This is a genomic window from Micromonospora sp. WMMD964 (assembly GCF_029581455.1).
Taxonomy (GTDB): Bacteria; Actinomycetota; Actinomycetes; order Mycobacteriales; family Micromonosporaceae; genus Micromonospora.
In genome coordinates this window covers 2,255,781-2,279,025 of sequence record NZ_CP120860.1, presented here as the reverse complement: position 1 = coordinate 2,279,025, position 23,245 = coordinate 2,255,781, and the positions used below count along the sequence as shown (strand labels likewise).

Sequence of the window (23,245 nt, the reverse complement as noted above, 5' to 3'; positions counted from 1 at the left end):
CAGACGATTCAGCTCCAAAGGAGGCGAGCGGCATGACCACCACCCGCTGGCTGGCGGAGTACGCCTGGTTGCCCGAGCACGCCGAGCCCACGCCCGACGTGCTGATCGAGGTCGAGGACGGCCGGATCACCGCGGTGACGCCGCTGCTGGGAGCGCACGGACCGGACGCCGGGGTCGAGGTGTACGCGGACTCCGTGGCACTGCCCGGCCTGACCCTGCCGGGTCTGGCCAACGTGCACTCGCACGCCTTCCACCGGGCGCTGCGTGGGCGCACCCACGGCGGCCGGGGTGACTTCTGGACCTGGCGGGACCAGATGTACGGCGTCGCGGACCGGCTGGACCCGGACACCTACCTGGCTCTGGCCCGCGCGGTGTACGCGGAGATGGCGCTCGCCGGGGTCACCTGTGTGGGCGAGTTCCACTACCTGCACCACCGCCCCGGCGGCGGCGCGTACGACGACCCGAACGAGATGGGCGCGGCGCTGGTCGAGGCCGCCGCACACGCCGGGATCCGGCTCACCCTGCTGGACACCTGCTATCTGACGTCCACCGTGGACGGACAGGCGCTCACCGGCCCGCAGCGCCGCTTCGGCGACGGCGACGCGACCCGCTGGGCGCAGCGGGCGGAGGCGTTCCAGCCGACGGACTCCCACGTCCGGGTCGGCGCGGCGGTGCACTCGGTACGCGCGGTCCCGGCCGACCAGCTCAGCACGGTGGCCGAGTGGGCCGGGCAGCGGCAGGCGCCGCTGCACGTGCACCTCTCCGAGCAGCCCGCCGAGAACGACGAGTGCCGGGCCGTGCACGGGCGCTCGCCCACCGGGCTGCTCGCCGAGCACGGCGTGCTCGGGCCGAACACCACAGCCGTGCACACCACCCACCCGACCAGCGCCGACCTGACAGTGCTCGCCGACAGCGGGACCGGGGTGTGCCTCTGCCCGACCACCGAGCGGGATCTCGCCGACGGCATCGGCCCGGCCCGGCTGATGGCCGACGCGGGCATCCGGCTGAGCCTGGGCAGCGACAGTCACGCGGTGGTCGACCTGTTCGAGGAGGCCCGGGCGGTGGAGTTGGACGAGCGGCTGCGTACCCGCCGACGCGGCCACTTCACGCCGGTGGACCTGGTGACGGCGGCCGGCTCCGCCGGGCACGCCGCGCTGGGCTGGGCCGACGCCGGGAGGATCGCCGTCGGCGAACGTGCCGACCTGGTCACGGTACGGCTGGACAGCGCCCGTACCGCCGGGGTGCCGCCGGTGGGCGCGTTCTTCGCGGCCTCCGCCGCGGACGTCACGCAGGTCGTGGTGGACGGTCGGCTGGTGGTGGCCGAGGGCCGGCACCTGAGGGTCGACGTGGCGGCTGAGTTGTCGGCGGCCATCGAGGCGGTGACGCTCTCATGAGCAGCCTGCTCGTCGACAACATCGGGGAGCTGGTCACCAACGGTGCGGGCGAGGGCCCGCTGGGCATCCGCCGCGACGCGGCCGTCCTGGTCGAGGAGGGTCGGGTGGCCTGGGTCGGGCCGTCCGCGTACGCGCCGGCCGCCGACCGGCGGCTCGACGCCGGTGGGGCGGCGGTGCTGCCCGGCTTCGTGGACAGCCACGCCCACCTGGTCTTCGCCGGGGACCGCGCCACCGAGTTCGCCGCCCGGATGGCCGGTCAGCCCTACACCGGCGGCGGCATCCGGACCACTGTCGGCGCCACCCGGGCCGCCACCGACAACGAGTTGCGGGCCACCGTGCGCCGGCTGCGCGGGGAGGCGCTGCGCCAGGGCACCACGACCATGGAGATCAAGAGTGGGTACGGGCTGACCGTCGCCGACGAGGCCCGCTCGCTGCGGATCGCCGCCGAGAGCAGCACCGAGACCACCTTCCTCGGGGCGCACGTGGTGCCCGCCGAGTACGCCGACCGCCCCGACGACTACGTGAGCCTGGTGTGCGGCCCGATGCTGGGCGCCGCCACGCCGTACGCGAAGTGGGTCGACGTGTTCTGCGAGCGGGGTGCCTTCGACGTCGACCACGCCCGGGCCATCCTGGCCTGCGGGCAGGCTGCCGGGCTGGGCGTCCGTATCCACGCGAACCAACTCGGCCCCGGAGCGGGGGTGCGGCTCGGCGTGGAGCTGGACGCGGCGAGCGTCGACCACTGCACCCACCTGGGCGACGCCGACGTGGACGCGCTGGCCGGCACGGCCCACAGCGACGGGTCGGGGACCCGTACGGTGGCGACCCTGCTGCCGGGCGCGGAGTTCTCCACCCGATCGCCGTACCCGGACGCGCGCCGGCTGCTCGACGCCGGTGTCACGGTGGCGCTGGCGACGGACTGCAACCCCGGGTCGTCGTACACCTCGTCGATGCCCTTCTGCGTCGCCCTCGCGGTCCGCGAGATGCGGATGACTCCGGCGGAGGCGGTCTGGGCCGCCACTGCCGGTGGCGCGCGGGCGCTGCGCCGCGACGACATCGGTGTCCTCACCCCCGGCGCGCGGGCCGACCTCGTCGTCCTGGACGCGCCGTCGTACCTCCACCTGGCCTACCGGCCCGGTGTCCCCTTGATCCGCCAGGTAATGCGCAACGGAGTAACGCCATGACGACAGTGACCATCCAGCCCACCGGAATCTCCGCCGACGACGTCCTCGCGGTGGCCCGCGGCACCGCCACTGTCGTCCTCGACCCGGCCACCATCGACGCGATGGCGACCAGCCGGGCCATCGTGGACGGCATCGAGTCGTCCGGCCGTCCGGTCTATGGGGTGTCCACCGGGTTCGGGGCGCTGGCCAACACCTTCGTCGCTCCGGAGCGGCGCGCCGAGCTGCAACACGCGTTGATCCGTTCGCACGCCGCCGGGGTGGGTTCCCCGATGCCGCGCGAGGTGGTCCGGGCCATGATGCTGCTGCGGGTCCGGTCCCTCGCCCTGGGCCGCTCCGGGGTCCGGCCGCTGGTCGCCGAGGCCCTGGTCGACCTGCTCAACAACGACATCACCCCGTGGGTGCCGGAGCACGGCTCGCTGGGCGCCTCCGGTGACCTGGCTCCGCTGGCACACTGCGCGCTGGCCCTGCTGGGTGAGGGCTGGGTCCTCGGCCCGGCAGGTGAGCGGCTGGACGCCGCCGACGCGCTGACCGCCGCCGGGCTCAAGCCGATCGAGCTGGCCGCCAAGGAGGGGCTCGCGCTGATCAACGGCACCGACGGCATGCTCGGCATGCTGTTGCTGGCGATCGACGACGCGGCGCACCTGTTCGCCATGGCCGACGTGACCGCCGCGCTGGCCATCGAGGCGATGCTCGGCTCCGAGCGGCCGTTCCTGCCCGAGCTGCACGCGATCCGGCCGCACCCCGGCCAGGCCGCCTCGGCGGCGAACATCCACCGGCTGTTGCAGGACTCGCGGGTGATGGACTCGCACCGCGACGACCTGGCGCACGCCGTGCAGGACGCGTACTCGATGCGCTGTGCCCCGCAGGTGGCCGGCGCGGCCCGCGACACCCTGGACTTCGTCCGGGCCGTCGCCGCCCGGGAGTTGGTGTCCGTGGTGGACAACCCGGTGGTGCTGCCGGACGGTCGGGTCGAGTCGACGGGCAACTTCCACGGCGCTCCGCTCGGGTTCGCCGCGGACTTCCTCGCCATCGCCGCCGCCGAGGTGGGCGCCATCGCCGAGCGGCGGGTGGACCGGCTGCTCGACGTCACCCGTTCCCGGGAACTGCCGGCGTTCCTCTCCCCCGACGCCGGGGTCAACTCCGGGCTGATGATCGCCCAGTACACGGCGGCGGGCATCGTCGCCGAGAACCGTCGCCTGGCCGCCCCGGCCTCGGTGGACTCGCTGCCCACCAGCGGCATGCAGGAGGACCACGTGTCGATGGGCTGGGCGGCGGCGAAGAAGCTGCGCACCGTGCTGGACAACCTGACCAGCCTGCTCGCGGTGGAGCTGCTGGCCGGCGTACGCGGGTTGCAACTGCGTGCGCCCCTGCAACCGTCGCCGGCCGGCCGTGCCGCCGTCACCGCGCTCGGCCCGGCGGCCGGTGAGCCCGGCCCGGACGTGTTCCTCGCCCCGGTGATGGAGGCGGCCCGTGCGGTCGTCGCCGGAGGTGAGTTGCGCGCCGCCATCGAACGGGAGGTCGGCCCGCTGGGCTGACCTCCGCCGGGTCGCTGTCGTCCGCCGCGGGTCAGGCGGCGGACGACAGCACCTCGCGCCCGTCAGGCGGCGGGCGGCAGCACCTCGCGCCCGTCAGGCGGCGGGCGGCAGCACCTCGCGCCCGTCAGGCGGCGGGCGGCAGCACCTCGCGCCCGTCAGGCGGCGGGCGGCAGCACCTTGGCGACCAGCTTCGCCAGCTCGCGCAGCGCCTTGCCCCGGTGGCTGATCGCGTCCTTCTCCGCCGGGGTCAGCTCGGCGTTGGTCCGGTCCTGCCCGTCACCCAGGAAGATCGGGTCGTAGCCGAACCCGCCGTCGCCGCGCGGAGTGCGCAGCACCTGCCCGGACTGCCGGCCGTCGACCAGGTGCTCCTTGCCGCCGGGCAGCACCAGCGCCACGGTGCAGACGAACGACGCCGCCCGCTGCTCGTCCGGCACGTCGGCGATCTGGTCCAGCACCAGCTGGAGGTTGGCCTGGTCGTCGCCGTGCCGACCGGACCAGCGGGCGCTGAACACCCCCGGCATCCCGTTGAGCGCGTCCACCGCGAGCCCGGAGTCGTCGGCGATGGTCGGCAGACCGGTCTGCCGACACCCCTCCCGCGCCTTGATCAGGGCGTTCTCACCGAAGGTCAGGCCGGTCTCCGGCAGCTCCGCGTACTGCTCGACGTCGTCCAGGCCGAGCAGGGCGATCCGGTGCGCGCCGAGCGCGCCGTCCAGGATCCGCTGAAGCTCCACCAGCTTCTTCCGGTTACGGGTGGCGAGCAGGACCTTGTTCATGCTGAATCACCTTTGTTCGCGACTGCGGGGCTCGCAAGCTCACTCCTCGCGCTCACGGGAGGGAAAGTGCCTTCCGCTGGGCTTCGGCCAATTCGGTGCAACCCGCGACGGCCAGGTCGAGCAGACTGTCGAGCTGGTCCCGGGCGAACACGCCCGCCTCCCCGGTGCCCTGCACCTCGACGAAGTCACCCGTGCCGGTGCACACCACGTTCATGTCGACCTCGGCGGCGACGTCCTCCTCGTAGCAGAGGTCCAGACGTGCCTCACCGGCGACGATCCCGACGCTCACCGCGGCCACCGACCGGTGCATCACCTTCTCCGGCTTGCCGGCCAACGCCTTGCGGGCGGCGAGCCAGCCCACCGCGTCGTGCAGGGCGACGTACGCGCCGGTGATCGCGGCGGTGCGGGTGCCACCGTCGGCCTGGAGCACGTCGCAGTCGAGCACGATCGAGTTCTCGCCGAGCGCCTTGAGGTCGATGGCGGCCCGCAGGCTACGGCCGATCAGCCGGGAGATCTCGTGGGTGCGTCCACCGACGCGGCCCTTGACGCTCTCCCGGTCCGAGCGGGTGTTGGTGGCGCGGGGCAGCATCGCGTACTCGGCGGTCACCCAGCCGAGCCCGGAGCCCTTGCGCCAGCGCGGCACCCCCTCGGTGACGCTCGCCGTGCAGAGCACCCGGGTACCGCCGAACTCGACGAGCACCGAGCCCTCCGGATGGGTGCTCCAGCCTCGGGTCAGAGTCACCGGTCGGAGTTGAGAGGGCCCTCGCCCGTCAGGTCGCGCCATGCCTGCACCCTATGCGGTGCGGGGATCCACCTCGCTCGGGGTGCCCACGGGCGCGTTCGCGTCGTGCACGCGGAGGAACCCGGCGACGGCTGCCGGCCACCCGAACTCCTCGGCCCGCGCCCGGGCGGCCAGTCGCCGCTGCGCCTCCGGTCGGCCCGCCAGGCGGGTCACCGCCGCGGCCATCGACTCCCCCGAGCCGTACGCGGCCAGACCGGCGGCTCCGATCACCTCGGGCAGGGCGCTTGCCGCGTTGACGACGACCGGGGTGCCGCAGGCCAACGCCTCCAGCCCGGCGAGACCGAACGTCTCCACCGGGCCGGGCGCGAGCACGACGTCGGCGCTCGCGAGCAACGCGGCCACCGCGGCACGGTCCGGCAGGAAGCCGGTGAACGTGACCGGCAGACCTTCCGCCCGCCGGGCGAGCGCGCCGCGCAGCGGGCCGTCGCCGGCCATCACCAGCACCGCCGGTACGCCGGCCCGACGCAACTCGGCGAGGGCCTGGACCGCCAACTCCGGCCGCTTCTCCGGGGACAGCCGAGCGCAGTGCACCACCAGCAACTCGCCCGGGTCGGCGTACCGGGCGCGCAACCCGGGGTCGGCCCGGTCCGGCGAGAAGGTGTCCAGGTCCACCCCGAGTGGCACCAGCTCGACGTTGCCGGCACCGATGCGGTCGAACTCCTCGGCCGCCCAGCGGGTCGTGCAGACGATCCGGTCGTACGCCTGGCCGGTCGCCCGGTTGAGCCGGTCGGCGGTCGACCTGCGCAGCGGGTGGGGCACACCCCACTGGCCGAGCAGCCCGGTCAGCGACTCGTGCGAGACCATCACCGACGGCACCCCGTGCGCCCGCGCCCACCGGCCCGTCCAACGCAGCGACGACCGGTCGGACACCTCCAACCGGTCCGGTGCCAGATCGGCGAGGAGTCGGGCCAGCCGACGCCGGCCGGCGAGCAGCCGGTAACCGCCGCTGCCCGGCATCTCCGGGCCCGGCAGGGTGATCACCCGCCCCCACGGGTACGACTCGTCGGCGGCGCGCCTGCCGGGGATCACCAGCACCGGATCGTGTCCCGCCGCCCGGTAGCCCTCGCCGAGGTGTCGCAGCGCGGTCCGCAGACCACCCGAGCGGGCGGTCACGAAGTTGGCGAGCCGCACGATCCGCAGACCGCCCGCAGCCCCGTTCACGAGGCGGCCGGCAGGCCGACGGTGGCGGCCACGGCGCGTACCGCGTGATAGTGCCCGATCAGCTCGTCGCCGACGGCCGACCAGCTACGGCGACTGACCGCGACCCGGGCGGCCACCCCGTAGGCCCGCCGCCGGTCGCCGTCGCCGGCCAGGTCGGCCACCGCCGCGGCGAGCGCGTCGCCGTCGTTCGGCGGCACCAACGAACCGGTCACGCCCGGGTCGACCAGGTCGACCGGGCCGCCGCTGGCCGGTGCCACCACCGGCACCCCGGAGGCCAACGCCTCCTGGATGGTCTGGCCGAAGGTCTCGTGCGGTCCGGTGTGCACGAACAGGTCCAGGCTGGCGTAGAGCCGGGCCAGGTCCTCGCCCTGCTGCACGCCGAGGAAGGTCACCCCGGGCAACTCCCGGGCCAACTGCCGGCGGGCCGGGCCGTCCCCGGCCACCACCACCCGCACACCGGGCAGCCGCGACGTCGCCGCCAACAGCTCCACCCGCTTCTCCGGGGCGAGCCGGCCGACGTAGCCGATCAGCAGCTCACCGTTGGGCGCCAGCCGCTCCCGCAGCGCCGCACACCGTTTGGCCGGGTCGAAGCGCACGGCGTCCACGCCACGACGCCACAGCCAGATCCGCTGCACCCCGTTCGCGATCAGGTCGGCCGCGGCCCGGGTGGACGGGGCGAGGGTGCGCTGCGCCGAATTGTGGATCTCCCGGATCCGCCGCCAGGCCGCCGCCTCGCCCCAGCTCACCCGGTACGCCCGCGCGTACGCGGCCACATCGGTCTGGTAGACCGCCACCATGGGCAGCCCGTGCCGGCCGGCCAGGGTGGCCGCCCGTGCGCCGAGGACGAACGGACTGGCCAGGTGGACCACGTCCGGCTCGGCCGACAGCAACGCGCCGGTCAGCCGGGTGGTGGTCGGCACGCCCAACCGGAAACCCTGGTATCGGGGCAGCGGCACGCTGGGGATGCGCACCACCGGGTACGGCAGACGGTCGGTGCTCTGCCGACCGGCGCCGGGCGGGGCGGGCGCGATGACGACCGGCTCGTGGCCCCGGTCGAGCAGGTGCTCCGCCGTGCGCACCACTGAGTGCGCGACGCCGTTCACGTCCGGTGGGAACGACTCGGTCACGATGGCGATCCGCATGCCCACACCGTGCGGGTGCCACTGGTGCGTCAGACGACCGTCCGCTGACCGGTTGGCGAACAGTACGGCACAACACCGCGGCCCGGCCCGCCCCAACCGGGACGGGGTGGGTCAGACGTCGTAACTGGCGCCGGGACGAACCACGTCGATGGGCCCGGTGTACGCCGCTGCCGCCGACTCCAACGTGTGCGCCTCGCTGCCCCACGCCGCGACCAGATGGGTGAGCAGCAACCGACCCACCGCGGCCTTGGTCGCCGTCTCGCCGGCCTCCCGGCCGGTCAGGTGCAGGTCCGGTGGGTTGTCCACCCCGTCCAGGTAGCTGGCCTCGCAGAGGAACATGTCGGCGTTCTGGGCCAACCGCAGCAACGCGTCGCAGGGCGCGGTGTCCGACGAGTAACAGAGCGACCGGCCACCGTGCTCCAGCCGCACCCCGTACGTCTCGACCGGGTGGTTGACCCGGTCGACGGTGACCGAGAACGGGCCGATCGGGAAGGTGCCGGGCTGGAGGGCGTAGAACTGGTAGACGTCCTCGACGGTTCCGTCGTCGCCGTACGCGGCGCTGAGCCGGTCCGGTGCGCCGGACGGCGCGTACACCGGCAACGGCGGATAAGGGCCCTCCGGGGCGTACCGGCGGACCACCACGTAGGTGACGGCGTCGAGGATGTGGTCGCAGTGCAGGTGGGTCAGCAGGATCGCGTCCGGGGCGTGCAGGCCCGCGTACCGCTGGAGGCTGGACAGCGACCCCGAGCCGAAGTCGACCAGGAGCCGGAAACCGTCGGCCTCGACGAGGTAGGCCGAACACGGTGCCTCGGGGCCGGGGAAGCTGCCGGCGCAGCCAAGGACTGTCAGTCGCATCGAGTCGTCTCGCTGTCACTGTCAGTAGCATTCGTGTCGGCCAACGCTCCAGCCGTGATCTCTACCGACGCGTGCGTCACGCTGCGCAGCCTACGCCCGGGGGCCCGGCGGCAAGAATGATCCAACGGAACTTGTCACGAACGTGACACCCGCTCACGGCGTGGCGGACAGCGTACGGGCCGCCGACACACGTCGACGGCCCGTAACGAGAAACCCACCGGTCAGGCCCAGAGCTGCCCCTCCAGGGCGTCCTCGGCGTCGGCGAGCGTGCCACCGTACGCGCCGGTGGACAGGTACTTCCACCCGCCGTCGCAGACCACGAAGGCCACGTCGGCACGCCGGCCGTCCCGGACCGCCTCGTGCGCCACAGCGAGCGCGGCGTGCAGGATGGCACCGGTGGAGAAGCCGGCGAAGATGCCCTCCACCTCGACCAGCTGCCGGGTCCGCAGCACCGCGTCCCGGGTGCCGACCGAGAACCGCCGGGACAGCACCGAGGCGTCGTACAGCTCCGGCACGTACCCCTCGTCGATGTTGCGCAGGCCGTAGACCAGCTCGCCGTAGCGCGGCTCGGCGGCCACCACCTGGATGCCGTCGACCTTCTCCCGCAGGTAGCGACCGGTGCCCATCAACGTGCCGGTGGTGCCGAGCCCGGCCACGAAATGCGTGATGGTGGGCAGGTCGTGCAGCAGCTCCGGCCCGGTCGTCTCGTAGTGCGCCCGAGCGTTGGCCTCATTGCCGTACTGGTAGAGCATCACCCAGTCGGGGTGCTCCAGCGCGATCTGCTTGGCCGTGGCGACCGCCTGGTTGGACCCGCCCGCCGCCGGCGAGAAGATGATCTCGGCCCCGTACATGCGGAGCAGCTGCACCCGCTCGGTGGAGACGTTCTCCGGCATCACGCAGACCAGCCGGTAGCCGCGCAACTTGGCCACCATCGCCAACGAGATGCCGGTGTTGCCACTCGTCGGTTCGAGGATGGTGTCACCCGTGCGGAGCCGACCGGCCTCCTCGGCCGCCCGCACCATGAACAGCGCCGCGCGGTCCTTGATGCTGCCGGTCGGATTCCGGTCCTCCAGCTTGGCCCAGAGCCGCACCGGCGGCGCCCCGTCGGGCACCGTCGGAGAGAGCCGGGGCAGACCCACCAGCGGTGTGCCCCCGCACGCGTCGAGCAGACTGTCGTACCGCGCCATGGCGGCCGACCTCAGCGAGCCGCGACGGCGCCGCGCACCGCCGCCGCCGCGGCGCTGTGCGAGCTGATCGCCGCCGCCGCGGCGCTGTGCGAGCTGATCGCCGCCGCCGCGGCGCTGTGCGAGCTGATCGCCGCTGCCGCGGCGAAGCCGAACGCACCGCCGGCCACGGCCGGCAGGATGGTGACGCTGTCGCCGTCGGAGAGCTTGGCGTCCAGCGCACCGAGGAAGCGGACGTCCTCGTCGTTGACGTAGACGTTGACGAAGCGGTGCAACGTGCCCGTCTCGGTGATCAGTCGGCCGCGCAGGCCGCCGTGCCGGGAGTCCAGGTCGTTGAGCAGATCGGCGAGGGTGTCGCCGGTGCCGTCGACGACCTTGGCGCCGCCGGTGTAGCTGCGCAGGATGGTGGGGATGCGAACCTCAATGGCCATGATGTCGAGCTCCTCGATCGGGTGTGCCTACGGTGGCGGGACGAGACGAATGCGGACGCTGACGGATCAGCGGCCGGAACACTCGTAGTCGACCGTCGCCGGGCTCTGCCCGAACATGTAGGACTGGACGGCATGCGGGTCGACGCCGGCCTCCACGACCTGGACCGGCTCCTCGGTGACCACACCGTCGACGATCCGGAAAGACCGGATCTCCTCCGAGTCGGGCTCACGGGTCGAGACGAGCAGGTAGTGCGCGCCCGGCTCGCCGGCGAAGGAGACATCCGTCCGCGACGGGTACGCCTCGGTGGCGGTGTGCGAGTGGTAGATGACGACGGGCTCCTCGTCCCGGTCGTCCATCTCCCGCCACACCCGCAGGTGCTCCATCGAGTCGAACTCGTAGAAGGTCATCGACCGCGCGGCGTTGTCCATCGGGATGTGCCGGGTCGGGGTGTCGCTGCCGACGGGCCCGGCGACCACGCCGCACGCCTCGTCGGGGTGATCCCGGCGCGCGTGGGCGACGATCGCGTCGATGATCGACCGGTCGATGCTCAGCACGAGCACCAGCCTAACGCCTGACGACCACACACCGAAGTGGTGCCGGTCACGCCTAGTCGATCAAGGCGTTGAGCAGCGACTCCTGCAAATATCCGAGGTACGCGTAGACCGAAAGCTGGAACACCCGGCTGGACGCCGGGTCCTCGGCGACCGCGTCGTCCAACTCCTCGCCCAGATCCGTGCCGTCCTTGATCTCCAGCCGGACACCCATCGCGAGCCGGGCGTCGTTGAGCGCCCGCAACCACGCCTCGGCCGCCTCGGCGTCCAGCCGCACCTCGCCACCGGCCTCGTCGGGCAGCGCGGCCAGGATCGCCCCCGCCTGGTCGATCTTGGCGGTCTTCAGGTCGCCCTCGGTGTAGCGGCGGAACTCCGCGGTGCCCGAGGCGTCCTGGGGGTAGACGGCGGGAAAGAGCCGACCGACGACCGGGTCGGTGTGGTCGAAGCCATCGGTGAGCAGGCCGACCACCTCGGAGGCGACCTTGCGCAACACCCGCGCCTCGTCCACGGCGAAGGTGGCGACGTAGCAGCCGGCCTGGCGACGGAACATGCTCACGACTTGTCCACCGTCGCCCACAGCCCGTACGCGTGCAGCTGCGACGCGTCGTGCTCCATCCGCTCCCGGGCACCGGTGGAGACCACGGCACGGCCCTTGTGGTGCACGTCCAGCATCAGCTGCTCGGCCCTCTCCCGGCTGTAGCCGAAAAGCTTCTGGAAGACCCAGGTCACGTACGTCATCAGATTGACCGGGTCGTCCCACACGATCGTCACCCACTGCCGGTCGGACGCCGGCACCTCGTCAGTGGCCGGCGTCTCGACCGGTGCAACCTGCGGAGCCGCCATGCCCCCCATCGTGCCACCGGTTTCCCGGAACCGAGGAACCGGAACGCCGGCCCGTCTTGGATCGCCTACTCCGGGCACGCCTGAGTCGCCCCGCACGCCGTCTGACGCGCGGTGCGAGACGAACTCGGACCGAGGTGCCACCGCGCGGTCAGGCCAGCAGGATGCCGTGGTCGACTGCATCGGAGAGCACCGCGCCCAGCGAGAGACGGATCACCTCGAACCGACGGGAGATCTCCCGGGACAACCCCAGCTCGACCTCCCGCACCGCCCGCTGGGACCAGGCCCGCGCCGCGCTGTGATCGTCGTTGCCCGGCGTACGCCACTGTTGCCAGCACCCGCCGGACAGCGCGACCGCGACCGGCGGGAGCACCTCGGCGCGGGCCGCCGCCGGATAGCTCGCGAGGGCGTCGATTGCCTCCGGGCCGGTCAACGTCGCGACCCCGGCCGTGCTGGTGATCAGTAGCACCTTGTCCAGCTCGTGGCCGGGCCGGTCGTCGACCAGGCCGTACTGCACGGCGGTGGCGATCCGCCGCCGCACGCCCTCGGTCGGCGGTGCGCCGAGCACCCGGCCCGCGACGTCGGTCACGATCCCGCGCACCGCCTGGTCGCACTGCGCGGTGGCCAACAGCGACAACGCCGCCATCTCCCGGTCCAGCAGGTCCGGTAGGCCCGCGCACCCGACCCCGAACACGATCTCCTGGACCGCCCGCAGGTGGATGTTCGCCAACTCCAGGGCGAGGTGCTGGCGGATCCGCTGGGCGCACGAGCGGGTGTGCCGGTCGAGTCGCTCGGACCAGTCGCCGGGGTCGGCGACCACCGGGATGCGGCCCTGCCCGCCCGGCAACACCGGCGGGTCGACACTGGCCCGCTGCAGGCCCTCCCGCGACGACCAACCGACGAGCGCCCGCCGCAGATCGGCGGCGGAGTCGGCGTCACCGACCGCGAACCACCGCGCGCCGGCCAGCGCCGGCACGGCGGCCAACAGCGCCGCGCGGTGTGCCGCCACGCTCACCGAGGCCGAGTCGACCTCCGTCGCCGCACCCTCGGCCGGCGGGACGGACGCCCCCGCGCCCTCCGTAGTCGCCGCACCGTCGGCCGACGGGGCCCAACCCGTCGCACCCGGGGTCACCGCGAAGACGACCTCCACCGAGGTCGGGGCGACCTCGGTGAGCAGGGTCAGCTCCGCGGCGGTGAACGCCTGGTCGGCAGCGATCACGAAGAGCAGCGCGCCGGCCCGGCCCACCGCGTCGAGCAGCACCCGGGTGCCGGCCACGCCCAGGATGGCGGTGTCCGGACTGTCGATCAGGGTGAAGTGCCGCAGAAGTGGTTCGGGCACGCTCAGCTCGACACGCCGGGGCGGGCGGGCCAACGCCGGGCCGGCGGCGTTGCGGTCCGCGCCGTAGGAGTGCGGCTGGCGGTAGCCGGGCACGAACGCGGCCCGGGTGGGCACCTTGGCGTTGCGCACCACCAGCCAACTGCCGGTCGGCACGGTGAGCATGACCGGGTCGAGCCCGAGCAGGGTGGCGAGCACGGCACGCCGGTCGGCGCCGGCCGGGCCGACGGCGACCACGCCGAGCGGTTCCTCCGGGGCGGGGCCGGTCACGCCGACCCGGGCGGGCAGCGGGCCGCAGATGGGCAGGTCGGCTGGGCCGGCCATGTCGTCCGGCGAGTCGACCGAGGGGAGAGGGCCCTGCTTCATCAGGTGACCTCCCGTGGCAGGTGACCGGTTACGGCGGTCGCGTGGAAGAGCCGGTGCACAACCCGGATGCCCGAACAGTACGGGCGGGCCGGCGACCGCGCGGAACACATCGGATACTCATCGGTAATTGTGCGACTACTCAACTTCGTTCCGTGACGGTACGGGCGCGGACGGATTCCGATCGATATGCTGCGCGGATGAGTCGATGGGAGTTCGTCGGCCGGACGGACGAGCTGAACCGCCTGCTGGCGGCGGTGACCGGCGAGGCTGGGCGCGGGCTCTTCTTCAGCGGCAGCGCAGGCATCGGCAAGAGCCGGTTACTGCGCGAGGGCGTCAACGCGTTGCCCAGCGACCGGTTCGCGATCTGGTCCATCGCGGCCAGCGCCACCACCGCCGCGCTGCCGTTCGGTGGGCTGGTGCAGGTCCTCCCCGCCGAGCAACCCCAGGGCCTCTCCCCCGCCGGCATCCTGCGCTGGGCCCTCAACGTGCTGCAACAGCAGGCGGCGGGCCGACGCATCGTGCTCGCCATCGACGACGCCCATTTGCTCGACCCGCCCTCGGCGGCGCTGGTGCACCTGGTCGCCCGTGCGGAGAACGCCACAGTGCTCGGCACCCTGCGCGACGGCGAGCAGATTCCGCTGCCGATCCGCGCACTCTGGACCGACGACCTGGTCGAGCACGTCGAGCTGAGCCCGATGCCACAGGAGGAGACGGCGGGGCTGCTGGCGGCCATCCTCGGCGGCCCGGTCGACGCCGGCTCCGCCGACCGGCTCGGTGAGCTCTCGGCCGGCAACCCGCTGCTGTTACGCGAGCTGGTGCACGCAGCCAGCGGCAGCGCGGAGCTGAAGCGCACCTACGGGATCTGGAAGTGGACCGGGCGGCTGGAGTTGGCGCCCAACCTCACCGACCTGATCGACACCCGGGTCGGCAAGCTCACCGACGGCGTCCGCGCGGTCGTCGAGCTGGTGGCGTTCGGCGAACCGCTCGGTCTGCACCTGCTCAAGCAGGCGGCCGACCAGGCGGATGTGGAGACCGCCGAGGAACGCGGCCTGATCAGTGTGATCCAGCACGACCGGCGGACCGACGTCCGGTTGGCCCACCCGCTCTACGGCGAGGTGATGCGCCGCCGCTGCCCGGTCAGCCGCACCCGCCGCCTCCAGGCGCACCTCGCGGAGTTGCTCGAACAGGTCGGCAAGCGCCGCCGCGACGACCTGCTGCGGGTGGCGGTCTGGCGCCTCGACTCCGGCACCGCACAGGACCCGGCGCTGCTGGTGGATGCCGCGGTCCAGGCGTTCACCCGCTACGACGTGCCGCTGGCCACCCGCCTGGCGCGCGCCGCGCTCAACGCCGACGGCGGTTCGGACGCGGCGGAGCTGCTGGCCACGATCCTGATGTTCGCCGACCGGCCCGAGGAGGCGATCGGAGTCCTCGACGGGGTGACCCCCGAACCCGGCGACGAACGGCGACTCTGCCGCTGGCTGACAGTGCGCGGGATGGTCAGCTACTGGGGGTTGAGCCGACAGTCCACGGTGGAGGAGATCGCGAGTCGGGTCGAGCAACTGAGCGACTCCGCCGACCGGTCCCGGGTGCACGCCTTCGAGGCGATCATGCGTCTGCACGGGATGGACACGACGACGGCCGTGCGGCTCAGCCAACGCGTCCTCGACCGACCGGCGGCCGGCGTCGCCGCCCGCGAACTGGCGCGCTCCACCATCGCGTACGTGCAGGCCGCGCAGGGCCAGCTCAACCGCAGCGGTACGGCGATCGCCCAGGTGCACTCCGCCGCCGCCAACTGGCGCACCGACATGCCGTACCTGCAGTTGGCACTGGAACTGGCCCGGGGCACCCGGCTCATGCTCACCGGCGACCTGGCCGGGATCGACGCGATCGTCGCCGACGAGTTCGCCGACCTCGCCGGTGCCGGTGACTTCCGGCTCGGCACCGGCTACCTCGCCATCCTCCAGGCGTACGCGGCCCGGATGCGTGGGCAGAGCGACGCGGCCATGCGGACCGCCCTGGGCGCCTGCGCGGTGCTGGCCACCAGCCGGGTCTACGCCGGTCTGGCCCAGGCCGAGCGCGCCCAGTCGGCGGCGCTTCGCGGTGACGCCGCGCAGGCGACCGCGGCGATGGCCGAGGCGGACCGCACCCACGCGCCGGGCATGGCGGTGCTGTATCCGTGGTTGGAGCAGGCCCGGGGCGCGGCCCTCGCCGCGTCGGGCGACCTGCCGGGCGCGGTCAAGCACCTCGGCGACCTGGTGGACCGGCTGCGCGCGGATGGTTTCGCCGGGCACGAGGTGCACGTCCTGCACGACCTCGTGCGGCTGGACCAGGCGAGCATGCCGGTCGGTCCCACCTGCTCCGACGGTGGCCGCCGGACAGTGGCCCAGCGCCTCGCCGAGCTCTCCGAACGGGTCGACGGGGTGCTCCCGCCGCTGCTGGCCCGGCACGCCCGCGCCGCGGTGACCGACTCGGCCACCGACCTGCTCGCGGTCGCCGACGACTACGCCGCCCTGGAGTTGACCGTGTACGCGGCCGAGGCCACCTCCCAGGCCGTGCAGCGGTTGCGCCGGCAGCACTCGGCGGCGGTCAACGACGCGCGGGAGCGCCTGGCCGGGTTGCTCGGGCGTTGTGACCTGATCCGGACGCCGGCGCTGCACGTCGGAGCGCCGGTGCTCACCGAGCGGGAATGGCAGGTGGCCCGTCTCGCCGCACACGGCGCTCCCAGCCGGGCCATCGCCGAACGCCTCTACCTCTCGGCCCGCACGGTGGAGAACCACCTCCAGCGGATCTACGCCAAGCTCGGCGTGACCGGCCGCACCGAGCTGTGGGCCGCGTTGCGCTCGATCCCGGGCCACGAGGGCGGCGAGGCGGGCTGAACCTTAGGCTGGGGCGGTGAGCGACAACCGACCCGCGCTGCTGACCGACCACTACGAGCTGACCATGGTCAGCGCGGCACTGCGGGACGGCACCGCCGACCGCCGGTGTGTCTTCGAGGTGTTCACCCGCCGGCTGCCCAGTGGCCGCCGGTACGGCGTGGTCGCCGGCACCGCCCGGCTGGTCGAGCTGATCCGTGACTTCCGGTTCGACCCCACCGAGGTCGACTTCCTGCGCCGGACCGGCGTGGTCGACGAAGCGGCCGCCGCGTGGCTCACCGACTACCGCTTCACCGGCGACATCGACGGGTACGCCGAGGGTGAGCTGTTCTTCCCCGGCTCACCGATCCTCACCGTCTCCGGGGGCTTCGCCGAGTGCGTGGTGCTCGAGACGCTGGTGCTCTCCGTGCTGAACCATGACAGCGCGGTGGCCGCGGCGGCGGCACGCATGGTGACCGCGGCACGGGGCCGGACGCTCATCGAGATGGGCTCGCGTCGGGCGCACGAGGAGGCCGCGGTGGCCGCGGCGCGGGCCGCGTACCTGGCCGGGTTCCGGTTCACGTCCAACCTCGCCGCCGGCGCGCGTTACGGCATCCCGACGGCGGGCACGGCGGCGCACGCGTTCACCCTGCTGCACGACGACGAGCGGGCGGCGTTCGCCTCGCAGGTCGCCACGCTGGGCAAGGACACCACGCTGCTGGTCGACACGTACGACATCAGCCAGGGCATCCGCAACGCGATCGCGGTGGCCGGGCCGGAGCTGCGAGCCGTCCGGATCGACTCGGGTGACCTGGCCGTGATCGCCCAGCAGTCCCGGGAACTGCTCGACTCGCTGGGCGCCACCGAGACCAAGATCATCGTGTCCGGCGACCTCGACGAGTACGCGATCGCCGCGCTGGCCGCCGAACCGGTGGACATGTACGGCGCCGGCACGGCAGTCGTCACCGGCTCCGGAGCGCCGACCGCCGGGCTGGTCTACAAGCTCGTCGAGGTCGAGGGACGACCGGTGGTGAAGCGCTCCGAGCAGAAGGCGACGATCGGCGGTCGTAAGGTCGCGGTCCGCCGGCACAAGCCGACCGGCACCGCCACGGAGGAGATCATCGTCCCGCAGGGTGTGCCGGACCGGAAGCCCAACGACCGCATGCTCCAGCACTCGTACGTGGTCGGCGGCGAGCCGGTGTCGCTGCCCACCCTCGACCAGTCCCGGGAGCACCTGCGGGAGTGCCTGATCTCCATCCCCTGGGAGGGGTTGAAGCTGTCGGCCGGGGACCCGGCCGTGCCGGTCACCGTCGTACCCGCTGGCTGAACCCTCCCGCCGACCCGATCTGAAAAGGGAACCCGATGGCCAACGCGCTGATCATCGTGGACGTGCAGAACGACTTCTGCGAGGGCGGTTCGTTGGCCGTCGCGGGCGGCGCGGGGGTGGCCGCGGGCATCTCCCGGCTGCTCGCCGGAGAGCCGGACCGGTGGACACACGTCGTCGCCACGAAGGACTACCACGTCGACCCGGGCGCTCACTTCGGCGATCCGCCGGACTTCGTGGAGTCCTGGCCCCGGCACTGTGTGGTCGGGACCAGCGGCTCGGAGTTCCACCCCGAACTCGACACCGGCCGGATCGAGGCGATCTTCCACAAGGGCGAGCACGCGGCGGCGTACTCCGGGTTCGAGGGGCACGCCGACGGCGGCGAGTGCCTGGCCGACTGGCTGCGCCGGCACGACGTGGACCGGGTCGACGTGGTCGGCATCGCCACCGACCACTGCGTACGGGCGACCGCGCTGGACGCCGCCCGGGAGGGTTTCGCCACCACCGTACTGCTCGAACTGACCGCAGCCGTCGCCCCGGCGACCACCGACGTGGCGCTGCGTGCGATGGAGGGCGCCGGGGTGACTCTGCACGGGGATCCTGTGATCACTGCCGCATGAGGGCGTAAATGGTTGGCCATCGGGCCGTCTCCCGTCGAGGATGTCGCCGGAGGTACGGACCCACGTGAACATGAAGCCTTACCGGCAGGCACTCGCGCTGCCCGGCCTGCGGTCGCTGCTGGTGGTGGCCGTCCTCGCCCGCATCCCGCTCACCGCGACCGGGGTGACGCTGACCTTCCACGTGGTGTTCGACCTCGGTCGAGGTTACGGAGCCGCCGGCCTGGTGGGCACGGCCGTCACGGTGGGTGCGGCGATCGGCGGGCCGATCCTCGGCCGACTGGTGGACCGGCGGGGCCTACGCCCGGTGCTGGTGCTCACCGGCATCGCCGAGGCGATCTTCTGGTCCACCGCGCCGACACTGCCGTACCCCCTGCTGTTGCCGCTCGCCTTCGTGGCCGGCTCGTTGGCGCTGCCGATCTTCTCCGTGGTCCGGCAGTCGATCGCCGCGCTGGTCCCGGAGGACCAGCGTCGCCCGGCTTACGCGTTGGACTCCATGTCGGTGGAGCTGTCGTTCATGATCGGCCCGGCGCTGGCCGTGGCCCTGGTCACCGCGATCTCCGCGCAGACCACCATGTACCTGGTCGGCGGCGGCATCGTCGCCGCCGGGATCGCCCTGTGGGTGGTCAACCCGCCGATCCGCGAGGGCACCGAGGAGCCGAGCGGCCCGCCACAGCGGGTGTCCCGCCGGGAGTGGCTGTCTCCGCGACTGCTCGCCGTACTGGCGCTCAGCGCGGCGGCGACCCTGGTGCTCGGCGGCACCGACGTCGCGGTGGTCGCGGTGCTGCGGGCCAGCGGCGAGGTCGGTTGGACCGGCGCGGTGTTGGCCATCTGGGCGGTCGCCTCGCTGGCCGGCGGGTTCGCCTACGGGGCTGTGCACCGCTCGTTCTCGCCGCTGGCGTTGACCGCCGCACTCGCCCTGTGCACCATCCCGGTCGGGCTGGGCGGCGCGCACTGGTGGCTCCTGTCCCTGGCGCTGATCCCGGCCGGCGCGCTCTGCGCGCCGACGATCGCGGCCGGTTCCGACGCGGTGAGTCGCCTGGTCCCGGCCCAGGTACGCGGCGAGGCGATGGGGCTGCACGGCTCGGCGGTCACCGTCGGCATCGCGATCGGCGCGCCGCTCGCCGGTGCGGTGATCGACGCCAGCTCGCCGGTCTGGGGTTTCGTGGTCACCGGAGCGCTCGGCGCGCTGGTCACGCTGGTGGTGCTCCCGATCGAGCTGCGCCGCCGCCGCGCCGCCGCAGCCACCCCACCACAGGTCGAGGCGGACCTCACCCCCGCCGTTCGCTGAGGGCTGCCTCCCCTCATCCCCCGACGCGACCGCGGCCACCGCCCCGGTGAAACCGCCGTGCGCTGCTGCGGCGGCCGGGCGGAGGCACGTACCCGAACAGCGGATATACCTGTGAGTCATATTTATGACTCACAGGTATATCTCTGAAAAGCAGCACCGCCGGATGAGCAGGGGGCGGATGGGATCGAGCCACGCCAAGCCGGGCCAAGGCCAGCGCAGGGGCCGGGGGCCGAGCGGGGAGGGGTTGGCAATGGCGACGGGCGCCGCTCCCGGGTGGTCCCGGGGGCGGCGCCCGTCGTACTGCCGAGCGTGGAGCGTCAGTGCCGATCGATGTCGCTGGCGGTGTCCTCGCGGTAGCTGGCGCCACCGTCGGACTCGCTGGTGAGCGGCTTGGCGCCACCCTCCGGCGGGCCGGCCAGGCTCTGGCCGCCGGCGGCCAGCTCCGGGAACTTCGCGTCGAACGCCGGCCGCTCGGAGCGGATGCGGGGCATCCGGTCGAAGTTGCGCAGCGGCGGCGGGCTGGTGGTCGCCCACTCCAGCGAGTTGCCGTGACCCCAGGGGTCGTTCACCTCGACCACCGGGCCGGTCTTGTACGACTTCCAGCAGTTGTAGATGAACGGCAGCGTGGAGATACCGGTGATGAACGCGCCGATCGTGGAGATCATGTTCAGCGTGGTGAAGCCGTCACCGGGCAGGTAGTCGGCGTACCGACGGGGCATGCCCTCGTTGCCGAGCCAGTGCTGCACCAGGAACGTGGTGTGGAAGCCGATCATGGTGAGCCAGAAGTGCACCTTGCCCAGCCGCTCGTCGAGCATCCGGCCGAACATCTTCGGGAACCAGAAGTAGATGCCCGCGAACACCGCGAACACGATGGTGCCGAAGAGCACGTAGTGGAAGTGCGCCACCACGAAGTACGAGTCCGACACGTGGAAGTCGATCGGCGGGCTGGCCAGCAGCACACCGGTCAGACCACCGAAGAGGAAGGTGACCAGGAAGCCGACCGCCCAGAGCATGGGCGTCTCGAAGCTGATCTGGCCCCGCCACATGGTGCCGATCCAGTTGAAGAACTTCATGCCGGTCGGCACGGCGATCAGGTAGCTCAGGAAGCTGAAGAACGGCAGCAGCACCTGACCGGTGGCGAACATGTGGTGCGCCCAGACGCTCATCGAGAGCGCGGCGATCGCGACGGTCGCGGCGACCAGACCCTTGTAGCCGAAGATCGGCTTGCGGGAGAAGACCGGGATGACCTCGCTGATGATGCCGAAGAACGGCAGCGCGACGATGTAGACCTCGGGGTGCCCGAAGAACCAGAACAGGTGCTGCCAGAGCATCGGCCCGCCGGTCGCGGGGTCGTACACGTGGGCGCCCAGGATGCGGTCCGCGGCGAGCGCGAACAGCGCGGCGGCCAGCAGCGGGAAGACCAGGATCACCAGGAGGCTCGTGACCAGGATGTTCCACGTGAAGATCGGCATCCGGAACATGGTCATGCCGGGCGCGCGCAGGGTCAGCACCGTGGTGATCATGTTCACCGCGCCGAGGATGGTGCCCAGACCGGAGATGGCCAGACCCATGATCCACATGTTGGCGCCGACACCGGGCGAGTGCTCGACGCTGCTCAGCGGCGCGTACGCGAACCAGCCGAAGTCGGCGGCGCCACCCGGGGTGATGAATCCGGCGGTCGCCATCGTGCCGCCGAACAGGTACAGCCAGTAGGCGAAGCTGTTCAGACGGGGGAAGGAGACGTCGGGCGCGCCGATCTGGATCGGCACGATGTAGTTCGCGAAGGCGAACACGATCGGCGTCGCGAAGAACAGCAACATGATCGTGCCGTGCATCGTGAAGAGCTGGTTGTACTGCTCCGGCGACAGGAACTGCAGCCCGGGTCGGGCCAGCTCAGCCCGCATGATCAGGGCCATCAGGCCACCGATCATGAAGAACACGAACGCGGTGATCATGTACATGATCCCGATCTGCTTCGCGTCCGTGGTTCGCAGCAGCCGCGCGATGGCCGACCCCTTGACCGGCTCCCGGACCGGCCAGGGCCGGGTCACGACCGGCTTGGGTGCGACGGTGGTCACGAGTGGCCTCCGGTTCTCGGTTGTCCCGCTCGGCACACGCTGGTTATCGGCGGGCCGTCATCCGCAAGGAGGATAGTCCCCGGCAGGTCGCAGCGCCGCGTGGGGTGGCGTGACACGATCTACAACGGGGCTACAGCGGGCCGAGCAGCAACCGGTAGTGCTCCCCGAAGATGCGGTCGCCGCGTCCGCGCAGCAGAGGGTCGCGCAACGCCGGCGGCACGTCCCTGGTCCGGTTGCGGTCCCGGGTCCGGTCCCGCACCCATCGGGTACGCGGGCGGCGGCGACTCTCGTACGCCACGAGCGCCGCCTCCACGCTGTTGGCGGCGCGCAGCGACTCGGCCAGCACCACGGCGTCCTCCAGCGCCATGGCCGCACCCTGGGAGAGCGTCGGCGCGGTGGCGTGCGCGGCGTCGCCGACCAGCAGCACCCGTCCCCGGTGCCAGCGGCCCAGCTCCACCTCGTCGGTGATGCCGACGTGCACCTCGTCGAGGGTGGCCAGCACCTCGGGCACCGGGCCCCGGTAGTCGGCGAAGAGTTCCCGCAGCCGCGCGAGGGGCTCGGCGGGCTCCTCGGTGCCGGCCTCGTCGGCGTACAGGTGCAGTCGTCCGGCACCGATGGGCACCATCAGGAAGCCGGAGCGCCGGCCGAGCAGGGCGGTCCACTCCGCGACCGGCGGGCCGTCCCGCAGCACGGCCCGGTAGACCACCTGCCCGACCGGGCGGGGCGGCCCGCCGAGCGCGGCCAGCGCCCGCACCGAGGAGCGTGGCCCGTCGGCACCGATGACCAGGTCGTACTCGGTGGTGGTGCCGTCGGTGAAGGTGACGCCGACCGCCCCCGGCAGCAGCTCCAGGGTGCGGACCTCGGCGCCGTGCCGGACGGCACCGCCGGCCCCACTGAGCAGCACCCGGTGCAGGTCGGCCCGGGGCAGCGCCCGGCACTCGCCGACGCCTGCCCAGAGGGTGTCGAGGTCGACCTCGCAGAGGTGCGCGCCGGCGGCGTCGAAGAAGTGCTGCCGGCGGATCACCTGCCCGAGCGGGCGGACCGGGTCGTGCAGGTCGAGCCGGTGCAGCGCGCGGGCGGCGTTACCGGGCAGGTAGAGGCCGGTCTCGGTGGACTCCCCCGGCGGCAGCTTGTCGGTGACGTCCGGCCGGAAGCCCGCCAGGCGCAGCGCCCGGGCCACGGCGAGGCCAGCGATGCCCGCGCCGACGACGAGGATGCGCAGGGGGGAGCCACCCATGGTGGTGTACGCCTCCGGAGGGGGAGCGGAACGCGTTGGAGGCAACACGCTACTCGGAGCTATCGGCCCACACCAGGCCCCGATCGGCTCGCTCGGCGGCGCTCGTCGGCGGTTCGCGGCGCTCAGCTGGCCGTCGGGTGGCGGCCGTCCGGCGCGGGCGTGGCAATCCTCACAATTCGCCAGTTTGACGCATGCAGTTGCGCCCTAGTTTCAAGCATGTAAATGTGTCGTTGAGCGTGGGAGCGCTCCCGCACCACCCCACCACATCCGGCGCCCGGCACGCGCCGAGTCAAG

The 23,245-nt window shown here is 72.7% G+C and carries 20 protein-coding genes; 7 read left to right on the top strand and 13 right to left on the bottom strand.

All coding sequences use genetic code 11. The features are described 5' to 3' along the window. Positions 1–32: 32 nt before the first annotated feature. From O7616_RS10695 to hutH, 3 genes are read left to right on the top strand one after another with little or no spacing between them, the layout of a single operon-like run. A complete protein-coding gene (locus O7616_RS10695; RefSeq protein WP_282306644.1) occupies positions 33–1,394 on the top strand; it encodes a formimidoylglutamate deiminase in 1,362 nt (453 codons plus the stop codon). Further along, entirely contained in the window at positions 1,391–2,575 is a 1,185-nt protein-coding gene (gene hutI, locus O7616_RS10690; RefSeq protein WP_282306643.1) for an imidazolonepropionase, read from the top strand. The genes O7616_RS10695 and hutI overlap by 4 nt, the downstream gene beginning before the upstream one ends. Further along, a complete protein-coding gene (gene hutH, locus O7616_RS10685) occupies positions 2,572–4,110 on the top strand; it encodes a histidine ammonia-lyase (protein ID WP_282306642.1) in 1,539 nt (512 codons plus the stop codon). Before hutI ends, hutH begins: the two co-directional genes overlap by 4 nt. A 155-nt stretch (positions 4,111–4,265) precedes the next feature. On the opposite strand, the gene rdgB is transcribed toward hutH, so the two are convergent. The 11 genes from rdgB to O7616_RS10630 all read right to left on the bottom strand — a co-directional run bounded on the left by rdgB (position 4,266) and on the right by O7616_RS10630 (position 13,552). Beyond that, positions 4,266–4,883 carry an RdgB/HAM1 family non-canonical purine NTP pyrophosphatase gene (gene rdgB / locus O7616_RS10680; protein ID WP_282306641.1) on the bottom strand — a complete coding sequence of 206 codons (618 nt, stop codon included), beginning with the start codon at positions 4,881–4,883 and terminating at the stop codon, positions 4,266–4,268. Positions 4,884–4,935: 52 nt separating this feature from the next. Continuing rightward, on the bottom strand, positions 4,936–5,667 hold the full coding sequence (gene rph / locus O7616_RS10675) for a ribonuclease PH (RefSeq protein WP_282306640.1): 732 nt from the start codon (positions 5,665–5,667) through the stop codon (positions 4,936–4,938). Positions 5,668–5,676: 9 nt separating this feature from the next. Continuing rightward, positions 5,677–6,846 (bottom strand): glycosyltransferase, encoded by a 1,170-nt coding sequence (locus tag O7616_RS10670; RefSeq protein ID WP_282306639.1) that lies wholly within the window; start codon positions 6,844–6,846, stop codon positions 5,677–5,679. Beyond that, complete coding sequence (locus O7616_RS10665) at positions 6,843–7,988, bottom strand: glycosyltransferase family 1 protein (protein ID WP_282306638.1); 1,146 nt, start codon at positions 7,986–7,988, stop codon at positions 6,843–6,845. The genes O7616_RS10670 and O7616_RS10665 overlap by 4 nt, the downstream gene beginning before the upstream one ends. 111 nt (positions 7,989–8,099) lie before the next feature. Then, on the bottom strand, positions 8,100–8,843 hold the full coding sequence (locus tag O7616_RS10660; protein WP_282306637.1) for an MBL fold metallo-hydrolase: 744 nt from the start codon (positions 8,841–8,843) through the stop codon (positions 8,100–8,102). A gap of 221 nt (positions 8,844–9,064) precedes the next feature. Continuing rightward, positions 9,065–10,030, bottom strand: a complete 966-nt coding sequence (locus tag O7616_RS10655; RefSeq protein ID WP_282262241.1) for a pyridoxal-phosphate dependent enzyme — start codon at positions 10,028–10,030, stop codon at positions 9,065–9,067. Between the two features lie 11 nt (positions 10,031–10,041). Continuing rightward, entirely contained in the window at positions 10,042–10,458 is a 417-nt protein-coding gene (locus O7616_RS10650) for a MoaD family protein (protein ID WP_282306636.1), read from the bottom strand. Positions 10,459–10,524: 66 nt separating this feature from the next. Next, entirely contained in the window at positions 10,525–11,013 is a 489-nt protein-coding gene (locus tag O7616_RS10645) for a M67 family metallopeptidase (protein WP_088991173.1), read from the bottom strand. A gap of 52 nt (positions 11,014–11,065) precedes the next feature. Beyond that, entirely contained in the window at positions 11,066–11,560 is a 495-nt protein-coding gene (locus O7616_RS10640; RefSeq protein ID WP_197699390.1) for a DUF2017 domain-containing protein, read from the bottom strand. Positions 11,561–11,562: 2 nt separating this feature from the next. Next, positions 11,563–11,853 carry an ATP-dependent Clp protease adapter ClpS gene (gene clpS, locus O7616_RS10635; RefSeq protein WP_030487198.1) on the bottom strand — a complete coding sequence of 97 codons (291 nt, stop codon included), beginning with the start codon at positions 11,851–11,853 and terminating at the stop codon, positions 11,563–11,565. A gap of 148 nt (positions 11,854–12,001) precedes the next feature. Continuing rightward, a complete protein-coding gene (locus O7616_RS10630; protein WP_282262246.1) occupies positions 12,002–13,552 on the bottom strand; it encodes a hypothetical protein in 1,551 nt (516 codons plus the stop codon). A 197-nt stretch (positions 13,553–13,749) separates the two neighbouring features. On the opposite strand from O7616_RS10630, the gene O7616_RS10625 reads away from it, so the two are divergent. From O7616_RS10625 to O7616_RS10610, 4 genes are read left to right on the top strand one after another with little or no spacing between them, the layout of a single operon-like run. Further along, positions 13,750–16,428, top strand: a complete 2,679-nt coding sequence (locus O7616_RS10625) for a LuxR family transcriptional regulator (protein WP_282306635.1) — start codon at positions 13,750–13,752, stop codon at positions 16,426–16,428. A 16-nt stretch (positions 16,429–16,444) separates the two neighbouring features. After that, positions 16,445–17,731, top strand: coding sequence for a nicotinate phosphoribosyltransferase (locus O7616_RS10620; protein WP_282262249.1), 1,287 nt, complete (start codon positions 16,445–16,447; stop codon positions 17,729–17,731). A 35-nt stretch (positions 17,732–17,766) separates the two neighbouring features. Beyond that, positions 17,767–18,348, top strand: coding sequence for an isochorismatase family protein (locus O7616_RS10615; protein WP_282262250.1), 582 nt, complete (start codon positions 17,767–17,769; stop codon positions 18,346–18,348). Between the two features lie 40 nt (positions 18,349–18,388). Next, positions 18,389–19,636: an MFS transporter gene (locus O7616_RS10610; protein ID WP_282306634.1), complete on the top strand. Its 1,248-nt coding sequence runs from the start codon at positions 18,389–18,391 to the stop codon at positions 19,634–19,636. A 317-nt stretch (positions 19,637–19,953) separates the two neighbouring features. On the opposite strand, the gene ctaD is transcribed toward O7616_RS10610, so the two are convergent. Continuing rightward, complete coding sequence (gene ctaD, locus O7616_RS10605; protein ID WP_282262252.1) at positions 19,954–21,714, bottom strand: cytochrome c oxidase subunit I; 1,761 nt, start codon at positions 21,712–21,714, stop codon at positions 19,954–19,956. A 130-nt stretch (positions 21,715–21,844) separates the two neighbouring features. Continuing rightward, entirely contained in the window at positions 21,845–22,951 is a 1,107-nt protein-coding gene (locus O7616_RS10600; RefSeq protein ID WP_282306633.1) for an FAD-dependent monooxygenase, read from the bottom strand. Positions 22,952–23,245 lie beyond the last annotated feature (294 nt).